At 59.7% G+C, this 19,015-nt stretch carries 19 protein-coding genes; 5 read left to right on the top strand and 14 right to left on the bottom strand.

The features are described 5' to 3' along the window. Positions 1-259 precede the first annotated feature (259 nt). Both FBZ97_RS12090 and ligD read left to right on the top strand, forming a co-directional pair. Positions 260-1,054, top strand: a complete 795-nt coding sequence (locus tag FBZ97_RS12090; RefSeq protein WP_113350954.1) for an SDR family oxidoreductase — start codon at positions 260-262, stop codon at positions 1,052-1,054. Positions 1,055-1,143: 89 nt separating this feature from the next. Then, positions 1,144-2,031: a non-homologous end-joining DNA ligase gene (ligD, locus tag FBZ97_RS12085; protein ID WP_145319823.1), complete on the top strand. Its 888-nt coding sequence runs from the start codon at positions 1,144-1,146 to the stop codon at positions 2,029-2,031. Between the two features lie 2 nt (positions 2,032-2,033). Here ligD and FBZ97_RS12080 read toward each other — a convergent pair whose 3' ends face one another. From FBZ97_RS12080 to FBZ97_RS12060, 5 genes are all read right to left on the bottom strand, one after another. Further along, positions 2,034-2,600 (bottom strand): isoprenylcysteine carboxylmethyltransferase family protein, encoded by a 567-nt coding sequence (locus FBZ97_RS12080; RefSeq protein WP_145319820.1) that lies wholly within the window; start codon positions 2,598-2,600, stop codon positions 2,034-2,036. Between the two features lie 3 nt (positions 2,601-2,603). Next, the gene (locus FBZ97_RS12075) at positions 2,604-3,341 is read right to left on the bottom strand and encodes a glutathione S-transferase (protein WP_145319818.1); all 738 of its coding nucleotides are present in this window, start codon (positions 3,339-3,341) and stop codon (positions 2,604-2,606) included. Between the two features lie 193 nt (positions 3,342-3,534). Beyond that, complete coding sequence (locus tag FBZ97_RS12070; RefSeq protein WP_145319816.1) at positions 3,535-3,849, bottom strand: plasmid stabilization protein; 315 nt, start codon at positions 3,847-3,849, stop codon at positions 3,535-3,537. A gap of 38 nt (positions 3,850-3,887) precedes the next feature. Further along, positions 3,888-4,097: a hypothetical protein gene (locus tag FBZ97_RS12065; RefSeq protein WP_145319814.1), complete on the bottom strand. Its 210-nt coding sequence runs from the start codon at positions 4,095-4,097 to the stop codon at positions 3,888-3,890. Positions 4,098-4,371: 274 nt separating this feature from the next. Continuing rightward, entirely contained in the window at positions 4,372-4,641 is a 270-nt protein-coding gene (locus tag FBZ97_RS12060) for a DUF2934 domain-containing protein (protein WP_112721911.1), read from the bottom strand. A 334-nt stretch (positions 4,642-4,975) separates the two neighbouring features. Between FBZ97_RS12060 and FBZ97_RS12055 the strand changes: the two genes are divergently transcribed. From FBZ97_RS12055 to FBZ97_RS12045, 3 genes are all read left to right on the top strand, one after another. Next, positions 4,976-6,439 (top strand): phosphatidylserine/phosphatidylglycerophosphate/cardiolipin synthase family protein, encoded by a 1,464-nt coding sequence (locus tag FBZ97_RS12055; RefSeq protein ID WP_069609963.1) that lies wholly within the window; start codon positions 4,976-4,978, stop codon positions 6,437-6,439. 123 nt (positions 6,440-6,562) lie between these two features. Next, positions 6,563-7,405 carry an endonuclease/exonuclease/phosphatase family protein gene (locus tag FBZ97_RS12050; protein ID WP_145319812.1) on the top strand — a complete coding sequence of 281 codons (843 nt, stop codon included), beginning with the start codon at positions 6,563-6,565 and terminating at the stop codon, positions 7,403-7,405. 103 nt (positions 7,406-7,508) lie between these two features. Then, on the top strand, positions 7,509-8,306 hold the full coding sequence (locus tag FBZ97_RS12045; protein WP_145319810.1) for an NAD(P)-dependent oxidoreductase: 798 nt from the start codon (positions 7,509-7,511) through the stop codon (positions 8,304-8,306). Between the two features lie 3 nt (positions 8,307-8,309). Here the strand turns inward: FBZ97_RS12045 and FBZ97_RS12040 are convergent, their stop codons facing one another. The 9 genes from FBZ97_RS12040 to kdpB form a co-directional block, all read right to left on the bottom strand. After that, the gene (locus FBZ97_RS12040; protein ID WP_145319808.1) at positions 8,310-9,356 is read right to left on the bottom strand and encodes a sulfate/molybdate ABC transporter ATP-binding protein; all 1,047 of its coding nucleotides are present in this window, start codon (positions 9,354-9,356) and stop codon (positions 8,310-8,312) included. 11 nt (positions 9,357-9,367) lie between these two features. Next, positions 9,368-10,240 (bottom strand): sulfate ABC transporter permease subunit CysW, encoded by an 873-nt coding sequence (cysW, locus tag FBZ97_RS12035; protein ID WP_113350944.1) that lies wholly within the window; start codon positions 10,238-10,240, stop codon positions 9,368-9,370. Beyond that, positions 10,230-11,087, bottom strand: a complete 858-nt coding sequence (gene cysT / locus FBZ97_RS12030; protein ID WP_069609968.1) for a sulfate ABC transporter permease subunit CysT — start codon at positions 11,085-11,087, stop codon at positions 10,230-10,232. The genes cysW and cysT overlap by 11 nt, the downstream gene beginning before the upstream one ends. Before the next feature lie 6 nt (positions 11,088-11,093). After that, entirely contained in the window at positions 11,094-12,122 is a 1,029-nt protein-coding gene (locus FBZ97_RS12025; RefSeq protein WP_145319806.1) for a sulfate ABC transporter substrate-binding protein, read from the bottom strand. Positions 12,123-12,283: 161 nt separating this feature from the next. Further along, complete coding sequence (locus tag FBZ97_RS12020; RefSeq protein ID WP_145319804.1) at positions 12,284-12,739, bottom strand: PTS sugar transporter subunit IIA; 456 nt, start codon at positions 12,737-12,739, stop codon at positions 12,284-12,286. A gap of 99 nt (positions 12,740-12,838) precedes the next feature. After that, on the bottom strand, positions 12,839-13,531 hold the full coding sequence (locus tag FBZ97_RS12015) for a response regulator transcription factor (RefSeq protein WP_069609971.1): 693 nt from the start codon (positions 13,529-13,531) through the stop codon (positions 12,839-12,841). Continuing rightward, on the bottom strand, positions 13,528-16,239 hold the full coding sequence (locus tag FBZ97_RS12010) for a sensor histidine kinase KdpD (RefSeq protein ID WP_145319802.1): 2,712 nt from the start codon (positions 16,237-16,239) through the stop codon (positions 13,528-13,530). Before FBZ97_RS12010 ends, FBZ97_RS12015 begins: the two co-directional genes overlap by 4 nt. 59 nt (positions 16,240-16,298) lie before the next feature. Then, positions 16,299-16,904 (bottom strand): K(+)-transporting ATPase subunit C, encoded by a 606-nt coding sequence (locus tag FBZ97_RS12005; protein ID WP_145319800.1) that lies wholly within the window; start codon positions 16,902-16,904, stop codon positions 16,299-16,301. Between the two features lie 12 nt (positions 16,905-16,916). After that, on the bottom strand, positions 16,917-19,004 hold the full coding sequence (kdpB, locus tag FBZ97_RS12000; RefSeq protein WP_145319798.1) for a potassium-transporting ATPase subunit KdpB: 2,088 nt from the start codon (positions 19,002-19,004) through the stop codon (positions 16,917-16,919). Positions 19,005-19,015 lie beyond the last annotated feature (11 nt).

Raw genomic sequence — 19,015 nt, 5'->3', positions numbered from 1 at the left:
CTGTCGCAGCGGCGCCACGCCAGATCGTTTTGTCCGTTTGCGAGATGGGTGTGGAGCAATGCTTCTGCGACTTCGATCGAAACCTTAACTTCAAATGCAAGAAAAACTCTTTTATTTTCCGCAAATTACGGACGCTTCCTCCACGAAATCTCATCTCGTCCTTTTGTCGCGCCTGGGATGATTGCCTTTCTGCCCCGGAGCCTGATAAGACAAAGACCTATTTCGTCGTATGATTGGTTGACGTTCAGGAGGAGTCGTCATGACAGAACTCGCGCAATCGCTTGCGTCCATCCGCATTCCCGATCTTGCCGGCAAAAGAGTGCTGATAACGGGCGCCTCAACCGGTATTGGCGCTGCCGTCGCGCGCGCCCTTGCCGCCCAGGGCATGAAGATCGGCCTCCACTTCAATGCAAGCCGCGAACCGGCGGAAAAACTGGCCGATGAAATCAAGGCTGGCGGCGGAACTGTGCATCTCATCCAGGGCGATGTCTCCCGAGATGGCGAGACCGAACGTGTGGTCAAGGACGCAGCCGAAGCTTTGGGAGGCCTCGATGGCCTGATCAATAATGCCGGCGGCATGCTCGGGCGTCTTCCGACCGCCGAAATGACGGATGAGCATTATGAGCGGGTGATGAACCTCAATGCACGCTCCGTGCTTGCGGCGACCCGCGCTGCTCATCCTCACCTGAAAAAACAGGGCGGTTTCGTCATCAACACGACCTCCATTGCCGCACGCAATGGCGGCGGCAACGGCGCGATCCTCTATGCGGCCTCCAAAGGGTTCGTCTCGACCATTACCCATGGCCACGCCAAGGAATTCGTCAACGACAAGATCCGCGTCAACGCCGTCGCACCCGGCGTCATCGCAACGCCTTTCCACGAGCGCTATACCAACGACGAGCAGATGGAGTTGCAGCGCAAGACGATCCCCATGGGATTCGTGGGCACGCCGGAAGATTGCGTTGGCGCCTACCTCTTTCTCGCCTCTCCCACTCTTTCTGGCTACATCACCGGCCAGATCATCGAAGTCAATGGCGGCCAGCTCATGCCGTGAGAAGTGGCCAGCGGTCGCTTTGTGTGGCGGGCAATGCTAGTCTTGCCCGGCACGGCGCCTTCGCGTCGAGGAAGATGGAGCGCATGCAGATGGCAAAGACGCCCATTCATGACGGCACTGAAACGTCGGTGGAATTGACCCATCCGGATCGAGTTTATTGGCCCGGCGATGAGGTCAGCAAGCAAGACCTTCTTGATTACTACGCTTTGGCCTGGCGTAGAATGGCGTCTTTCGTCGTCAACCGTCCCCTCGCCCTCCTGCGGTGTCCGGATGGCATCGATGGACCACGCTTCTTCCAGAAACATGCCTGGAAGGGCATCAATCCGCATATCCAGGAAATTGCCGATCCAGAAGATAAGGACGCTGCGAAGCTTCTGAAGATTGGGGATTTCGATGGCCTGGCAGCCCTTGTCCAATCCGCTGCGCTGGAAATTCACCCCTGGGGCACGACGACTGATCATTGGGAAAAGCCCGACATGATCATCATGGATCTCGACCCCGGGGAGGATGTCGCATGGAGTGAGGTCGTGACTGCAGCGAAGGAGATCAGGGAGCGGTTCGCCACCCTGGGACTAACATCCTTCGTCAAAACGTCAGGCGGCAAGGGATTGCATGTGGTTGCATCCGTCAAGCCGCAGGCGACCTGGCCGCAGGTCAAGGATGCCGCCGAGGCAATCGCCCACGCCATGAGTGCCGATAGCCCGGAGACGTATTTGTCGGTTGCCAGCAAGGCGAAACGGGCGGGCCATATCTTCATCGATTATCTGCGCAACGGCCGCGGCAACACAGCCGTGGCACCCTATTCGACACGCGCCAGAAAGGGCGCTGCCGTTTCGATGCCGGTCAGCTGGGAAGAATTGGACGGCAAGATCGGGCCTGCTTCCTTTACCGTCAAGAATGCGGCATCGCGCCTCGGCCAATCGAGCACGGATCCCTGGGCCGATTTCTTCAAGGCGGCATCGCCTCTCAAGGTCTGACGTTACACCAGAAACGGGACCAGCGCGGGCGTGCTGGCCTTATAATCGGCATAGGCCGAGCCGAACGTCTCGTTCATCCAGCTCTCCTCGATTTGCACGCGGCGCAATACAGCATAGAGCACCGCGATGATCGCAAGGACGGCCGCGATGTCACCGCGCGCAATTGCCGAGCCGATAATGGCCAGCATCAGACCGGAATAGATCGGGTGCCGCACAAGCGCATAAGGACCGGAGCGAATGAGCGCGTGATCTTCCTTGAGAGTGATCACCCCGCTCCAGTTGCGCCCGATATGATAGCGAGCCCAGACAGCGAAAACGAGACCGATGAAGGTCAGAACCGCGCCAATCGCATAGGATGTGAGATCCTGTGGGATGAGGCGGAACCGCAAAGGACCCAGCCAGGATGGATTGACGACAAGAAGGAAAGCGCCGATCCAGATCGGCACGGTATTGCCGAGCCGCGACAGAGGGTCCTCCTGTCGCACGTTCCTCTTGACGCTGAATGAAGCGAAAAGCCAGATCAATAGCCAGACGATCCAGCATGCAGGAATGAATTGATAGATGAGCATCGCTCAGGCCACATCTTTGTCCAGTTCCGGATAGTGCCGGAAAATGCCGTTCTCATTGAAGGGAATGCGGCGATCTGACTGAAGATAGCGAGCAATGTTGGGCCGTTTCATGACAGCTCCGTGCAGCGCGGTCAGATGCGGATATCGGCGATCCAGATGCGCCGTCGCGCGGGGGAAGGCATAGCGCAGCCCCTCATAGACCTGAAACAGCGAAAGATCGACATAGGTCAATTCTCCGCCGAAGATATGGCTCGATCCTTCGGGGTTTTGCTGAAGCACTTTCTCGAAATAACCGAGGAACTTGGGAATGCGGTTTTCGATGAATTCTGCAGCCCGCGCCTTGGCCTCTTGCTTCTGATCCTCGTAATATTTCGACGTCGCGATCGGGTGGTGCGTGTCGTGTACCTCGGCGACGAGATCGGTGATCGTCAGCTGCAGGCCGTTCAACACGTGGCGCCTTCCTTCGTCCCTCGGCGCCAGACCCAGCTTCGGCCCGAGATACATCAGGATATTCGCCACATGCGGAATAATGAGATCACCGTCCTTCAGAAACGGTGGGGCAAATGGGAGACCGAGTTCAGCTTTACCCTCCATGATGGCGAACATGGCGGGCATACCATGCCCCCTGCCTGCAGGAGCACGACAAACATCGACATAGTCTGCACCGGCTTCCTCCAGCGCCAGCCGAACGAATTCGCCGCGCCCCTGAATGCCATCCCAATAATAGAGTTCATAGGCCATTCGGTTTCATCTCCCCGATATTGAGAGCAATCCGCTGCAATGATCGCCGCAAGACTGCAATTTAGCGTCGACATCGCGAAAGGTAAGAGGCAATCGACGATTACAGGCGCAGGCATATGCACCGGAAACCTTATGAACTTCATAGCGACGGCCGAATGGATCTCGACGATCGCATCCAGTTCTCACCGATGGCCTAGGAATGTGTGTTGTGCTCGTGGCGTTTACGCGTCGCAGCCGCCTTTTTTGCAGAGGCGGAGCGCTCCGCAGCGGGTCGGCTTGCAGCGGCGCGTCCGCCGATCCTGCCGCCCTTTTCGGACGATTCGTGGTTTTCGGAATGGCCGCGACCGGAGGCTGACTTCTTACCGCCGCCGCTTTCCTTGTTTACAGTCGCCCAGGCACGCCGCTCCGCCTCTGCGTGCGAAACGCCGCGGTCTTCGTAGCCTTCCTCGATATGCTCGGCCTTGCGCTTCTGCTTGTCGGTATAGGCGGACTTATCTCCTCGGGGCATGATCTTTCTCCTTGCTGGGAAGGAAGAGCAACCCGTCGTCAGGGAAAAGGTTCCGAGATTTGGCCTGAAGAATTGCGATTGCCGGATAGCAGATTGCTCGGGAGCATCCAGAAGCGCCGACCATGCCGCACAGCGACACGCTGCTTGGCAGAGGCAGGGAAAAAGACGCCGACCGAGCGATCGATGATCAGAATGAGGACCAAGGCCGTCAGAAGATACAGCGCAACGAGCACGAGGAGTGATGTCATCCCATCAGCTCCAATCTAGCGGCAAGCCACAAAGGCCACTGCGCTGCGACAATCGCCGCAACCGTCATTTCCACATCATCGATATAGCTGCCACACATTGCTGAACTCCCTTCACAATCTGTAGCATCGATGTGTGACAACTATTTCGCGGATGAGAGCCAAATCACCGAAATTATTGCGAATATTCCGCCAGCTACCATCTCGAAAAGAGAGACGGCCCGATGTTGCCATCGAGCCGCCCTCATCTCCGCCACACTCCTAAAGCTGACGCGTCCTATACCTTCGCGGCTACACCCTTCTTCGATATCTTCTTTGCTGGCTTAGCCAATTTTTCCTCAGCAACAGCCGCCGCGGCGACCGCCGTCTTGCGCTTCGCCTTGGGCTTGATGTCGATCGCGCCGCCGTCTGCTGCCGTTTTCTCAAGCGCGATGCGCTCACTGCTCGCCTGCGCCCAGTGCTCGACGTCGCGACCGGAAGGATGGCCTTCCTCTTCCCATATGGCGTATGCGCGCTTCTTGATCCATTCGTCCCGAGATTCCAACATCTGCTGTTCTCCGTTCGCATCATTGAACAAGGTTTTGATGAACGATGCCCGTTCTTGAAACGCGGGCTTTGACGCCTCCCCCGAGCAGCCAAGACGCTATGGCTAGCGTTCTTCGATCTCGACTGTCGAACCGCAGTGGCGCTTCGAACGAGAAACAGAAATTACCGTGGGGGACGGTAGCGAAGCAGCCGAAGCAACCTAAGTATGATGCTGGTCAGAACAGGGTTCAATTAAAATTATCTAATAAGATGAAGTTTCGCACCGCTATTGATGACATCTTGACGATCGCCGGCCCACTCATTGCAGCTTTTGCGGGCAAGGATATACTTGCATCATGATCGACCTCGTGGCTGCCCATTGGGGCCAAATTCTCGCCGTCCTGTCCATTGTGATGGGGGCGGCCGCTGCAATCCATGCAGCCATGACCAAAGAAGATGTCCGCGCCGCGATCGGCTGGGTCGGCGTCATCATCCTGTCGCCCATCATCGGTGCCGTCCTCTATGCTGTCGCCGGCATCAATCGCATCCGCCGGGCCTCCCTCAGCTCGCAGCGCGACGCGCTCTTTCGCAAGGATGCGAATGGCGAGCTCTCCAGCTTCGACGCCGATGGCGGCGAGGTGCGCCGGCGGTTCGGCGATCGTTTCGGTTCTATGAAGACGCTCGGCGACCGCGTCGTTCGCTATATGATGAGCACCGGCAACACCATCGAGATGCTGACGAACGGCGACGTTGCCTATGCCGCGATGAAGGCTGCAATCGACGGCGCCGAGCGCAGCATTCTGATGGAAACCTACATCTTCGATCGCGACCCGATCGGCCTCCGCATCGCCGATTCCCTGATTGCTGCGACCAAACGCGGTGTCAGCGTGCGTGTACTCATCGATGCTGTTGGCGCCCGCTACTCCGTGCCGAGCATCATGGGCTATCTGCGCGAAGGAGGCGTGCAGGTCGACGTCTTCAATGGCAACGTCATCATCGGTCTCCGGTTGCCTTATGCCAACCTGCGTACCCACCGAAAGATCCTCAGCATCGATGGGCGAATTGCCTTTACCGGCGGCATGAATATCCGTCAGGGCTTCACGCGTGAATTCGCGCACGAGCACAGCGCTCGCGACATGCATTTCTGCGTGACGGGACCTGCAGTCGCCGATCTCTTCAATACGGCAGCCGAGGATTGGCGCTTCACCACAGGCGAAGTCCTGAATGGCGAGGAATGGCGGATTGCCGCGCCCTCCAACGAGCCTGGAGCGCCCGTTTTCATGCGGGTGGTTGCCTCCGGCCCGGATCGCAGCGTCGAGACCAATCACAAGATGCTCATCGGCGCGCTGTCGGTGGCGCACAAATCCATCCGAATCATGTCGCCCTATTTCCTGCCGGATCGCGAGTTAATCAGTGCGCTGGTGACGGCGGCCCGGCGTGGCGTCGAAGTCGATATCGTCGTGCCGACAGCCAACAATCTGGTACTCGTCGACCGGGCCATGACGGCGCAATTCGACCAGATGCTGAAGAACTATTGCCGCATCTGGCGCGCCGAAGGCGCCTTCAACCATTCCAAGCTTTTGTCCATCGACGGTATCTGGGCCTATGTCGGCTCATCCAATCTCGATCCGCGCTCCCTGCGGCTCAATTTCGAAGTGGATCTCGAGGTACTCGATCGCGGCTTTGCGAGCACGATCGACGATCATATCGGCGCGATCCTGGAAACTGCACATCCGGTAGACCTCGAAAAGCTCAGGGCGCGGCCGTTTGTCGTACGGCTTATCGAAAAGGTGCTCTGGCTTGGCTCACCCTATCTCTGACGACTGCAACGAAAGACTATCTGCCTTTGTCGCAGCCTTTTTACATGACAACGCCAACAATCGCTTCTTATACTCTGTCCCACGTGCCCGACATGATCTGATCAAGGAACGGTCGACGGATAGATGCGAAAAAAGAAAGAAAGTCTCCGTGCGAGCATTCTGGAAAGCCTGAAGAACCGAAAGAAATCGCGCCCCACACCGGCCGGCAGCAAGCCGGACCGCCCGGACGGCACGTTGATCGCTTCCTACAATGTCCACAAATGCGTGGGCGCCGACCGCCGCTTCGATCCGGAAAGAACGAGCCGCGTCATTCATGAAATCGATGCCGATATCATCGGTCTGCAGGAAGCCGATACGCGTTTTGGAGAACGCACGGGCATTCTCGATCTGCGCCGGCTCGAACGCGAGACAGGCCTCATTCCGGTGCCGATCGCCGGCGTCACCAAGGCGCATGGCTGGCACGGCAATGTGGTTCTTTTCAAACAGGGCACGGTTCGCGACGTTCACCAGATCAATCTGCCAGGGCTTGAACCGCGCGGCGCCTTGATCGCTGAACTGGAATTGGCTCGTGGCGGAAGCCTCAGGATCATCGCGGCGCATCTCGGCCTGCTGCATCGCTCGCGCGCGCAGCAGACGCGTTTGATCGTCGACCTCATGAACGACGGCAGCGAGACGCCGACCATCCTGCTGGGCGATCTCAACGAATGGCGCCTTGGCGACCGCTCATCTCTCAATACCATCCAGAACGCGTTCGGACCGCTACCGCCTGCCGTACCGAGCTTTCCCTCGACACTGCCGCTTCTGGCGCTCGACCGCATCATGGCAAACCGCCGCGGCATGATCTCCGCAGTCGAAGTGCATGACTCGCCGCTGGCACGCGTGGCTTCCGATCACCTGCCCATCAAGGCCGTGGTCAGCCTGGAAGTGCTCGACATCGACGCTCGGACGCATTCACAGACTGCCTAGACGTTATCGACATACTTCATGTTGATCCCACCGATATATGTGATGACGGGCGGAGGACCATCTTATAGGCTCCCCGCCGAAATGACCGATCCGGGAGACAATCATGCTGAAAACTCTGTTGCTGACCGGCGCCGCCGGCGGTGTTGGCCAGGCAATCCGGCCGCTTCTGTCGCAGATCGCCGAGAACGTCCTTTTGTCAGACCTCGCGCCGATAAGCGACCTGCGCCCGAACGAGCGTTTCGTCGCCTGTGATCTCGCTGACCGCAGCGGCGTCGATGCGATGGTGAAAGGTGTTGATGGTATCATCCATCTCGGGGGGATATCGGTGGAAAAGCCCTTCGATCTGATCCTGCAGGGCAATATTCTCGGCCTCTACAATCTCTATGAGGCCGCGCGCGGCGCCGGCAAGCCGCGTATCGTCTTTGCGAGCTCCAATCACACGATCGGCTTCTATCGTCGAGATGAGCGGATCGACAACAAGGTGCCGACCCGGCCGGATTCACTCTATGGCGTCTCAAAGGTGTTCGGTGAGGCCGTCGCGAGCCTCTACTTCGACAAGTTCGGCCAGGAAACGCTTTCGGTACGCATCGGCTCGTGCTTTCCCGAGCCCCGCAACACGCGCATGCTCGCCACGTGGTTCAGCATCGGGGATTTCGTCTCGCTTTGCGATTGCGCCTTCAACGCCCCGCGCCTCGGCCATACGATCGTCTACGGCGTCTCGGACAATGACGAACAATGGTGGGACAACAGCAACGCTGCCTTTCTTGGCTGGAAGCCGCGCGATAGTGCGGCTCCTTGGCGCGCCGAAATTCTGTCGAAAACACCCGCCGAGGATCCGAATGATCCCGCAATCGTCTATCAGGGCGGCGGCTTTGCTTCTGCCGCTCACCCCGAGGACTGATCGTCAGACACCGTTGCGAAAGAGCTTCCAGCGTGTCGGCCTGAAGGCGATGCGGTTGCGATCCAAGGCATCCGCCTTGTTCGGCGGCAGTTCGATCTCGATGGGATCGTGCTCGGCACCGATGTTGATTTCAAGGTGGCGAGTGCCTGCCACGCGCCTGCTGGCAACGAGCAGACCCGCGATCGCGCCGCCATCGCCGTCACGGATTTCGATATCGTGGGGTCGGAAATAGAGATAGGCTTCGCCATCGGGCTCATGCGGCGTGCTGAGTCCCAGCGGCTTGTCATCGAACCAGATCTCGCCGCTGGTGATGCGCACCTTGAGACGATTGGATTGGCCGATGAAGCCATAGACAAAGGGAGAATTCGGCGAGTCGTAGATCTCGTCCGGCGTTCCGACCTGTTCGATCGCGCCCTTGTTGAGTACGACCACGCGGTCGGCGAGCTCCAGCGCCTCTTCCTGGTCATGGGTCACGAAGACGGTGGTGTGGCCGGTCCGGTCGTGGATTTCCCGCAGCCACTTGCGCAGGTCCTTGCGGACCTGAGCATCGAGAGCGCCGAAGGGCTCGTCCAGAAGCAGCACGTTCGGCTCGACCGCCATGGCGCGCGCCAGTGCCACGCGCTGGCGCTGGCCGCCGGAAAGCTGGGCCGGATAGCGCTTCTCCAGGCCGTTCAACTGCACCAGTTCCAACAGCTCCAGGGCACGCCGGCGAATTTCATCGCGTGGCGGACGACGCGATGCCGAGCGGACTTTCAGGCCGAAAGAGATATTGTCGAGCACCGTCATGTGCCGAAACAGCGCGTAGTGCTGAAACACGAAGCCGATATTGCGCTGCTGCACCGTCTTTCGCGACGCATCCTCTTGGCCGAAGAAGATCTGTCCCTCCGTCGGGGTTTCGAGACCGGCAATCAGGCGCAGCAGCGTCGTCTTGCCGGAGCCCGATGGACCAAGAAGCGCAATCAATTCGCTCGAGCGGATATCCAGCGACACGTCATGCAATGCGGGAAAGCGACCGAATTCCTTACGCAGGTTTTGAACGCGAACTTCCATCAAGAATTCCTTCAGTGACGCCGGCTGGCTGCGATCTCTTCGCTATAGCGCATTTCCAGCAGCGTCTTCAGTATCAATGTGACAAGGGCGAGCAGGGCCAGCAGCGTGGCAACCGCGAATGCCCCCGAAAAATTATATTCGTTATAAAGAATTTCGACCTGCAAGGGCATGGTGTTGGTTTCGCCGCGGATATGACCCGAAACGACCGAAACGGCTCCGAACTCACCCATGGCGCGGGCGTTGCAGAGCAGCACGCCGTAAAGCAGGCCCCATTTGATGTTCGGTAGCGTGACATGCCAGAAGGTCTGCCAGCCATTGGCCCCGAGCGAGAGCGCCGCCTCTTCGTCTGCGCTGCCCTGTTCCTGCATCAGTGGGATCAATTCGCGCGCGACGAAGGGAAAGGTGACGAACATCGTCGCCAGCACCAGCCCAGGAACCGCAAACAGGATCTGAATGCCATGGCTCTGCAGCCAAGGGCCGAGTGTGCTGTTCGAATTGAACAACAGCACGAAGACCAAGCCCGATATGACCGGCGACACCGAGAAGGGCAGATCGATCAGCGTCGTCAGCAAGGCCTTGCCCTTGAATTCGAATTTGGCGATCGCCCAGGCGGCTGCAATGCCGCAGACGAGGTTCAGCGGCACACTGATGCCGGCAACGATCAATGTCAGCCGGATCGCCGCGAAGGTTTCCTCGTCAACCAAGGCTTCGAAGAAGGTCTCGATCCCCTTGCGGAATGCTTCGACGAAAACGGCGGCGAGAGGCAGAAGCACCATCAGCGTCAGGAACGCGAGCGAGATCAGTATGAAGACGATGCGCGCAAGCCGGCTTTCGGTGATGACCGAATGACCGGTTTCGACTGATGCAGAAAGATCATGCGCCATAGCCATATCTCCTTCTGCTCCACGACTGGATGAGATTGATGATCAAAAGCATGGTGAAGGAAATGAACAGCATCACCGTCGCGATCGCCGTCGCTGCGGAATAATTATATTCCTCCAGGCGAATGACGATGAGCAGCGGCGCGATTTCCGAAACATAGGGCTTGTTGCCGGCGATGAAGATGACCGATCCGTATTCGCCGGCCGCACGTGCGAATGCCAGCGCAAAGCCAGTCAGAGCGGCAGGGGCGAGGCCCGGCAGCAGCACGCGGGTTATCGTCTGAAAACGCGAGGCACCAAGGGTCGCCGCCGCCTCCTCGACTTCGCGGTCGATCTCCTCCATGACCGGCTGTGCCGTGCGCACCACGAACGGCAGGCCGACGAAAATCAATGCGATGACGATGCCGACCGGCGTGAACGCGATCTTGATGCCGAGCGGCGTCAGGAACTGACCGATCCAGCCATTCGGCGCATATAGCGTCGTCAAGGCAATGCCGGCAACCGCCGTCGGCAAGGCGAACGGCAGATCGACCATCGCATCGAGAATGCGCTTGCCTGGAAAGCGATAGCGCACCAGCACCCAGGCAAGGATAAGCCCCAGCACGGCGTTGACGAGCGCGGCGATGAAGGCGCCGCCGAAGCTCATGCGCAGCGCATAGAGCGTGCGCACGTCAAGCGCGAGGGCCCAGAAATTCTGCCAGCCGAGGGCACTGCTTTTCCAGAGAAGCCCCGACAGCGGAATGAGTACTATGAAGATGAGCCAAGCCAAGGTAACGCCGAGCGCCAATCCGAATCCCGGAATGACGCTCGGCTGCCGTAACCGCCACCGTTTGCGGGTTATAGAATGCATTCAGTCTTATTGTCCCGGCTTGTAGATCTGATCGAAGACGCCCCCGTCAGCGAAGAATTTCGGCTGAGCTTGAGACCATCCGCCAAAGTCGTCAATAGTGGCGAGCTTCAGGGACGGGAAACGAGCGACATCCTTCGGATCGGCCGCTTCCGGCTTGATCGGCCGGTAATAGTGCTTCGCAGCGATCTTCTGACCTTCATCCGAGTACAGGTAGTTCAGATAGGCCTCCGCGACCTTGCGCGTGCCTTTGGTATCGACATTGCCGTCCACAACGGCAACCGGCGGATCGGCGCGGATCGAAACCGACGGTGTGACGATTTCGAATTTATCTGGGCCGAGTTCATCGAGTGAGAGATAGGCCTCGTTTTCCCAGGCAAGCAGAACGTCACCAAGACCGCGCTGTACGAAAGTCGTCGTCGCGCCGCGCGCGCCGGTGTCGAGGACCGGGACATGCTTCAGGAGCTGCGCGACATAGTCCTGCGCCTTGGCATCATCGCCGCCATTGGCCTGCTTCGCCCAGGCCCATGCCGCCAGGATGTTCCAGCGTGCGCCGCCTGATGTCTTCGGGTTCGGCGTAATGACTTCTACGCCGTCCTTGACCAGATCCGGCCAGTCCTTGATGCCCTTGGGATTGCCCTTGCGCACCAGGAAAACGATGGTCGAAGTGTAGGGAACCGAATTGTTCGGGAACTTGGTCTTCCAGTCTGGCGGAATCTTGTGCGTCGCCTTGGCGATCGCGTCGATATCGCCTTCGAGGGCGAGCGTCACGACGTCGGCATCGAGACCGTCAATCACCGAGCGAGCCTGCGCGCCGGAACCGCCATGCGAAGCCTTGATATTGATGGTTTCGCCCGTATCCTTCTTCCACTTGGCAGCAAAAGCCGTGTTGAAGTCCTTATAGAGTTCACGGGTCGGATCGTAGGAAACATTGAGAAGCGTCTTGTCCGCCGCCCAGGTCGGCGCGACGGCCGCGATCGAGAAACTGCCGATCAGAATTGCGGTGGCGAGAAGCCGAGAAAGCTTAATCGTCTGCATGGATGCACCCCCTTCGTTTGTCCTTAAACCCTACCAACTTGGTCGTATAAAGTAACGAAGGCAGTTTCCGTTTTCGGCAACTGCGGAGAACAGCATCCCATAGAATCGAAAAAAGTGAAATCACATTCCGAAATGGTATCAGATGCTCAACGCGTGTGTCGTCACCGAATGGAGTCGGACATAAAGACAGAATAGAGTTCGTCGGCGCTCTTTGTCTGCCGCATCGCCGTCAGAACGCCTTCCGTGCGCAAACGCCTCGCGATCGCGGCAAGCACGTTCAGATAGTCGCCCCGGCCGCCCTCTCCGAACAACAGCACGAAGGCCCATTCCGTCGGTATGTCGTCGATGGCTTCGAAATCGACTGGATGTGCAAAATGCACCATGAGTCCCCGAGGCCTCGTCATGCCAGCGATGGCGGCATGCGGAACCGCAACGCCATTGCCGATCCCCGTCGTGCCCAATTTTTCGCGCGTCTCCAGCGCTCGCAGGACCACTGCCTCGTCCAGGCCAAAGCAATGGGCTGCCTTCGACGACAGCATCTGCAATGCCCACCATTTCGTCGGAGCGGAGACGCCGACAAAGACGTGTTCGGGAAGAATGATCGTGGAAAGGTCCATGGTCGCACTCAAGGTCCGGCAATAAATTCTGAAATGGCATTCATCGCCACAAGTCCGAGGCCAAATCGCCTCGATCATGGGCTCGAAACTTCCGCCGCCTCAATCAGGCTCGCGCAGCCGGTAGCCGACACCTGTCTCGGTGGTGATATAGTGCGGCTGATCGGGAATCTCTTCGATCTTCTGCCGAAGCTGGCGCACATAAACGCGCAGATACTGCACATCGGCCGCCGGCCCCCAGATCTGCTTCAGCAGGAATTGGTGCGTCAGCACCTTGCCGGCATGCTGGGCGAGCACGCGCAGGATGTCGTATTCCTTCGGCGACAGCTTGATCTCCTTGCCATCGACCTTGACGATACGCTTGACGAGATCAATGGAAAGACCGCCGGTCTGGAAAATCGCCTTCTCGCCCTGCTGCTGCAGGCGATGGCGCAGCGCCACACGGATGCGGGCAGCAAGCTCGTTGACGCCGAAAGGCTTGGTCACATAATCGTCGGCGCCACTTTCGAGCGCCTTGACGATGCCAGCTTCGTCGGTGCGGCTTGACAGGATGACCACCGGGATCTGCACCCCATCCTCGCGCCAACCGAGCAACAGATCCTGGCCTGATTTATCCGGCAGGCCGAGATCAAGCACGATCAGATCGGGCTGGTCTTCGTCGATCGACGCCTGGGCTGACGCGGCGCTCTGTGCCTCATTGACGACGTAGCCCTGGGCACCGAGGCCCACGCGCAGCAATTTGCGGATTGGCGGCTCGTCATCGACAACGAGAATCTTGACGGCAGTGGTGTTCATTTCAGTTCATCCAGCTTCGGGACATCTGTTGGTTTCGGCAGGCGGATGGTGAAAACTGCCCCTTGCCGATCAGTTCTGTTGCCGGCGGCGATCGTGCCGCCCATCGCCTCGATGAAACCGCGGCAGATGGACAAGCCAAGCCCGGTTCCGGCACGCACCTGATCACCTTTGCGTACCCGATAGAAGGTATCGAAGACGCGTTCGAGGTCGGCGGGCGGGATGCCTGGTCCCTCGTCCATCACGCGGAAGACGATATTGTCTATATCGGCCCAGGCCTCCAGGCGAATGGCCGATGCTTCCGGCGCATATTTCGCGGCGTTGTCGAGCAGGTTGAACAGTACCTGTTCGAACAAGACCGGATCGACCTTCACCATCGGCAGATCAACGGGCATCCGCACGTCGACGCGATGATGTGCCAGGATTTTTTCCGCCCGCCGCAGCGCACTGCCGACGATATCGCCGCCATAATGCAGAGCATAATTCGGCTCCATTGCACCGGACTCGATCTTGGTCATGTCAAGCAGATTGGCGATGAAGCGGTTGAGGCGTTCGGATTCGTCGATGACGGTCGACAGGAGATCGACGCGATCTTCGTGTGGCAGGGTTTCCAGATAGTCGCGCAAGGTGCCTGCCGCCCCAAGGATGGCAGCAAGCGGCGTCTTCAAATCATGCGAAATCGAGGTCAACAGAGCCGACCGCAGCCGGTCGGCCTCCACCGCCAGCTTCGCGCGGTCGACATCGGCTACCAGCTGCACGCGCTCGATGGCAAGAGCCGCCTGATCGGCGAGAGCATCGAGCAGCCGCTGTTGCTCCGGCGTCAGAAGCGGGCCGTCGCGGCGGTCGCTATCGAGGCCGATAACGCCGACGGCGGTTCGGCCGGTGCGGAGCGGAACGTAAAGGCGCTTGGCGCCTGGTAGTGTATCTGCGCCACGGCCGGCGGCATGATTATGCTCCCAGGCCCAGCGCGCCGCCGCGATATCGGCGTCGTCGAGCGTGTCGTCGGGCGGATAGCCGGCCTTGACGGCGATCGTGCCATGTTCGGGCAAGAGCAGGACGACGCGCAGCTTGAGCATCGACGCCAGCTGGAAAGCGGTTGCCCATAGAACGTCGTCCAGCGTGCCTGTGCCGGCAAGCTTCTTGGAGAAGAGATAGAGATCTTCCGTCGTTCGCGCCCGTTGCCGCGCCGCCGCCGCCTGGCGCTGCACCGTCGCCGTCAGGTTACTCGCAATGACCGCGACACCAAGGAAGAAGAAAAAGGCAAGCACGCTTTCGGGATCGCTGATCGTCAGCGTATAGCGCGGCGGCAGGAAGAAGAAGTTGAAGGCAAGAGCACCGAGAAAGCAGGAATAAAGTGCTGGACGCAGGCCCTGGGTCACGGCGCTTACCAGCACCGCCATCAGGAAGACGAGCGCCAGATTGCGCACGTCAAGCACCTGATCGAGGATGACGCAAAAGCCCAGCGCGATGGCGACATAGAGCGTTGCCAGAACATAGCCGCGGAGTTGGAAAGGTGGCGATGAGGGTGCCACTTTGACGCCACGCCCTGCAGCCTCGCCATCCGCTTCGCTGCCGGAAATGACATGGACGCTGATGTCCCCGGCCTTGCGAATGAGATCATAAGAAACTGAGCGGCGAGACCAATCACGCCAGGAACCGATTTTCGGCGAACCGATGACGATGTGGGTCACGTTGTTGCTCGCCGAATGACGAAGCAGCTCCTCCGCCACTTCCCGACCCGGAAGTGTGATTGCTTCACCGCCAAGCTGCTCGGCGAGCCGCAGCGTTGCGGCGATCGTGTCGCGCTGCGCCTCGCTCAAACTGATCGAGCGGTTGGTCTCGACATAGACGGCTGCCCAGGGGGCCCGCAGGCGCGCGGCCATGCGCGCGGCATAGCGGACAAGCGCCGCTGAGCGTGGATGATGATCGATGGAGACGAGCACGCGCTCGCCGGCAGCCCAAGGTCCCTGGATCGCGTGCGCCTGCATATGGGTCAGCAGCTGGTCGTCGACGCGCTGGGCGGTGCGACGCAGCGCGAGCTCCCGCAAGGCCGTCAGGTTGCCCGGCGTGAAATAGTTGGTCAGCGCGCGCTCGGCCGTCTTCGAGACATAGACCTTGCCGTCATGCAGCCGCTTGATGAGATCATCAGGGGTCAAATCGATGATCTCGACATCATCGGCCATGTCGATGATCGAATCCGGCACCGTCTCGCGCACACGGATGCGGGTAATCTGCGAAACGACGTCATTCAGGCTTTCGACATGCTGGATATTCAACGTCGTGTAGACGTCGATGCCGCGTTCAAGCAACTCCTTGACATCGAGGTAGCGTTTGGGATGCCGGCTGCCATGCGCATTGGTATGAGCAAGTTCGTCGACCAGCACCAGGTCGGGGCGGCGTTTCAGGATGGCATCGAGATCCATCTCCTCCAGCGCCCTGCCCTTATAGTCGACATTGATGCGCGGTACGATCTCGAATCCTTCGAGCAGGGCCTGTGTCTCTCGGCGGCCATGGGTCTCGACGACACCGACCACGACATCGACGCCGTCGGCAATCTTCGCCCTGCCCGACATCAGCATCTCATAGGTCTTGCCGACGCCCGGTGCCGCTCCGAGGAATATCTTTAACCGACCGCGCGTCTCGGCCCGCGCCTTCTCGAGAAGCGCATCAGGAGAAGGCCTGCTCAACATATCGCGGCTGTCGTCTGCCATTCGCTGGTTGTCTTTCCTGATAAGGTTGAGACGGCACGAACCGTCTCAACCTCTTCAACTTATTGAGTCATAGAAGCATCGAGCGCCCGGTTCAATGCCAGCACATTGACCACAGGTTCCCCGAGAACGCCGAGCTCCCGCGGCTCTATGGCTGCCTCGACGAGCGACTTGACCTTGGCCTCATCCATGCCGCGAGCCTTGGCGACACGCGGCACCTGGAAATAGGCGGCTTCGGGCGAGATGTCCGGGTCGAGACCGCTGCCCGAAGTGGTGAGCAGATCGATCGGAACCGGCGTATTCGGATTCTGCGCCTGCAATGTCGCGGCATCGCCCTTGATACGGGTGATCAGGCTCGAATTGGTCGGGCCAAGATTGGAGCCACCGGAATTGGCGGCATTATAGGGTGCGGAAACCGATTTGGTCGGATCGTTTGGGTCGGCGCCGGTCGTGGCTGACGGACGCCCGTGGAAATACTTATCCGCCGTGAAATTCTGGCCGATAAGACTGGAGCCGATCACCTTGCCATCCTTCTCCACCAGGCTGCCATTGGCCTGGTGAGGGAAGAGCGCCTGGGCGACACCGGTCATGGCAAGCGGATAGGCAAGGCCGGTCAGAACGGTCGTGGCGACGATCATGACGATCGCGGGTCTGATTTGTTTCAACATGAGAGAAACTCCTTAGGCGAGGCCAATGGCGGTAATCGCCATGTCGATGGCCTTGATGCCGATGAAGGGAACGATGATGCCGCCGAGGCCGTAGATCAGCAGGTTGCGGCTGAGCAGCGCGCCGGCGCCGATCGGGCGGTAGCGGACACCCTTCAGCGACAGCGGGATCAGCGCGACGATGATGAGCGCGTTAAAGATGATGGCCGAGAGAATGGCGCTTTGCGGCGTTGCCAGTCCCATGACGTTCAGCATTTTCAGCTGCGGGTAGAAGGCGATGAACATGGCCGGGATGATGGCGAAATACTTGGCGATATCGTTGGCGATGGAGAAGGTCGTCAGCGCACCGCGCGTCATCAGCAGCTGCTTGCCGATCTCGACGATCTCGATCAGCTTCGTCGGGTCGCTGTCGAGGTCGACCATGTTGCCGGCTTCGCGAGCGGCCACCGTACCGGTGTTCATGGCAACGCCGACATCGGCCTGGGCGAGTGCCGGCGCATCGTTCGTGCCGTCGCCGCACATGGCGACCAGCTTGCCCTGTGCCTGCTCCTGACGCATCAGCGCCAGCTTCATCTCAGGCGTCGCCTGTGCGAGGAAGTCGTCGACGCCGGCTTCGGCGGCAATGGCGGCAGCCGTCAGCGGATTGTCGCCCGTGATCATGACGGTGCGGATGCCCATACGGCGCAGCTCCGCAAAACGCTCACGGATACCGCCCTTGACGATATCCTTGAGATGGATGACGCCGAGCAGACGGCCGTCACGAGCAACGGCAAGCGGCGTACCGCCGGCCTTGGCAATCTCATCTGCGATCGCCTGCAACTCGCGCAGCATTTCGCTTGACGTGCGCGACATGATGGCGGTGCCTTCCGTCGAACCATTGGCCGCGCCTTCGACATAGGCGACCACGGCATCGACAGCGCCCTTGCGGATCGAGGAGCCATCGAGATCAACGCCGCTCATACGGGTCTGGGCGGTAAAGGGAACGAAGGTCGCCTTCAGGCTCGTCATGTCGCGGCCGCGAATCGCATATTTCTCCTTGGCAAGCACCACGATCGAGCGTCCCTCCGGCGTCTCGTCGGCAAGGGAGGCAAGCTGCGCGGCGTCGGCGAGATCCTGCTCGCTGACACCACGGACGGGGCGGAAGGCGGTCGCCTGACGGTTGCCAAGCGTGATCGTACCGGTCTTGTCGAGAAGCAGCGTGTCGACGTCGCCGGCGGCCTCGACGGCGCGGCCGGACATGGCAAGCACGTTGAAGCGCACCAGACGGTCCATGCCAGCAATGCCGATCGCCGAAAGCAATGCGCCGATGGTGGTCGGGATCAGCGTCACGAAGAGCGCAACGAGCACGACCGTCTGGATCGAGCCGCCGGCATAGGCGGCGAAGCTCGGGATGGTGACGGTCGCGAGCACGAAGATCAGCGTCATGCCGGCCAGCAGGATATTGAGCGCAATTTCGTTGGGCGTCTTCTGTCGTTCGGCACCTTCGACCAGCGCGATCATCCGGTCGATGAAGGTCGAGCCCGCAGCAGCGGTGATCCGCACACGTATCTCGTCCGACAGAACCTGCGTACCGCCGGTCACAGCCGAGCGGTCGCCGCCCGATTCACGGATGACAGGCGCGGATTCGCCGGTGATGGCGGCTTCGTTGACGGAAGCGACGCCTTCGATGACCTCACCATCCGAAGGGATGATATCGCCGGCTTCGACCAGGACGACATCGCCAACCTTCAGGCTGGTGCCAGGCACCATCTTGTAATCGGTGCGGCTGTTGCCGACGAGCAGCTTCGCCTGGGTTTCGGTGCGCGACTTGCGCAGCGAATCCGCCTGCGCCTTACCGCGGCCTTCCGCTACCGCTTCGGCGAAATTGGCGAACAGCACCGTGAACCACAGCCAGATATTGATCTGCAGCGAGAAGGCGAGATTGCCGCCACCCGTGATGAGGTCGCGCAGGAAGAGGACGGTCGTCAGCATCGAAACGACGGCGACCACGAACATGACGGGGTTCTTGGCGAGGGTGCGCGGGTTCAGCTTCTTGAACGAAGCGCCGATCGCCGGAACGAGAATGCGAGAATCCAGAATACTCGCTGATTTTAACTGGCTCATAAGAGGCTCCA

Origin of the sequence: Rhizobium sp. ERR 942 (assembly GCF_007828395.1) — a bacterium.
Taxonomy (GTDB): domain Bacteria; phylum Pseudomonadota; class Alphaproteobacteria; order Rhizobiales; family Rhizobiaceae; genus Rhizobium; species Rhizobium dioscoreae.
The sequence above is the reverse complement of the archived record's forward strand: the minus strand, read 5'-3'. Positions and strand labels throughout refer to the sequence as shown.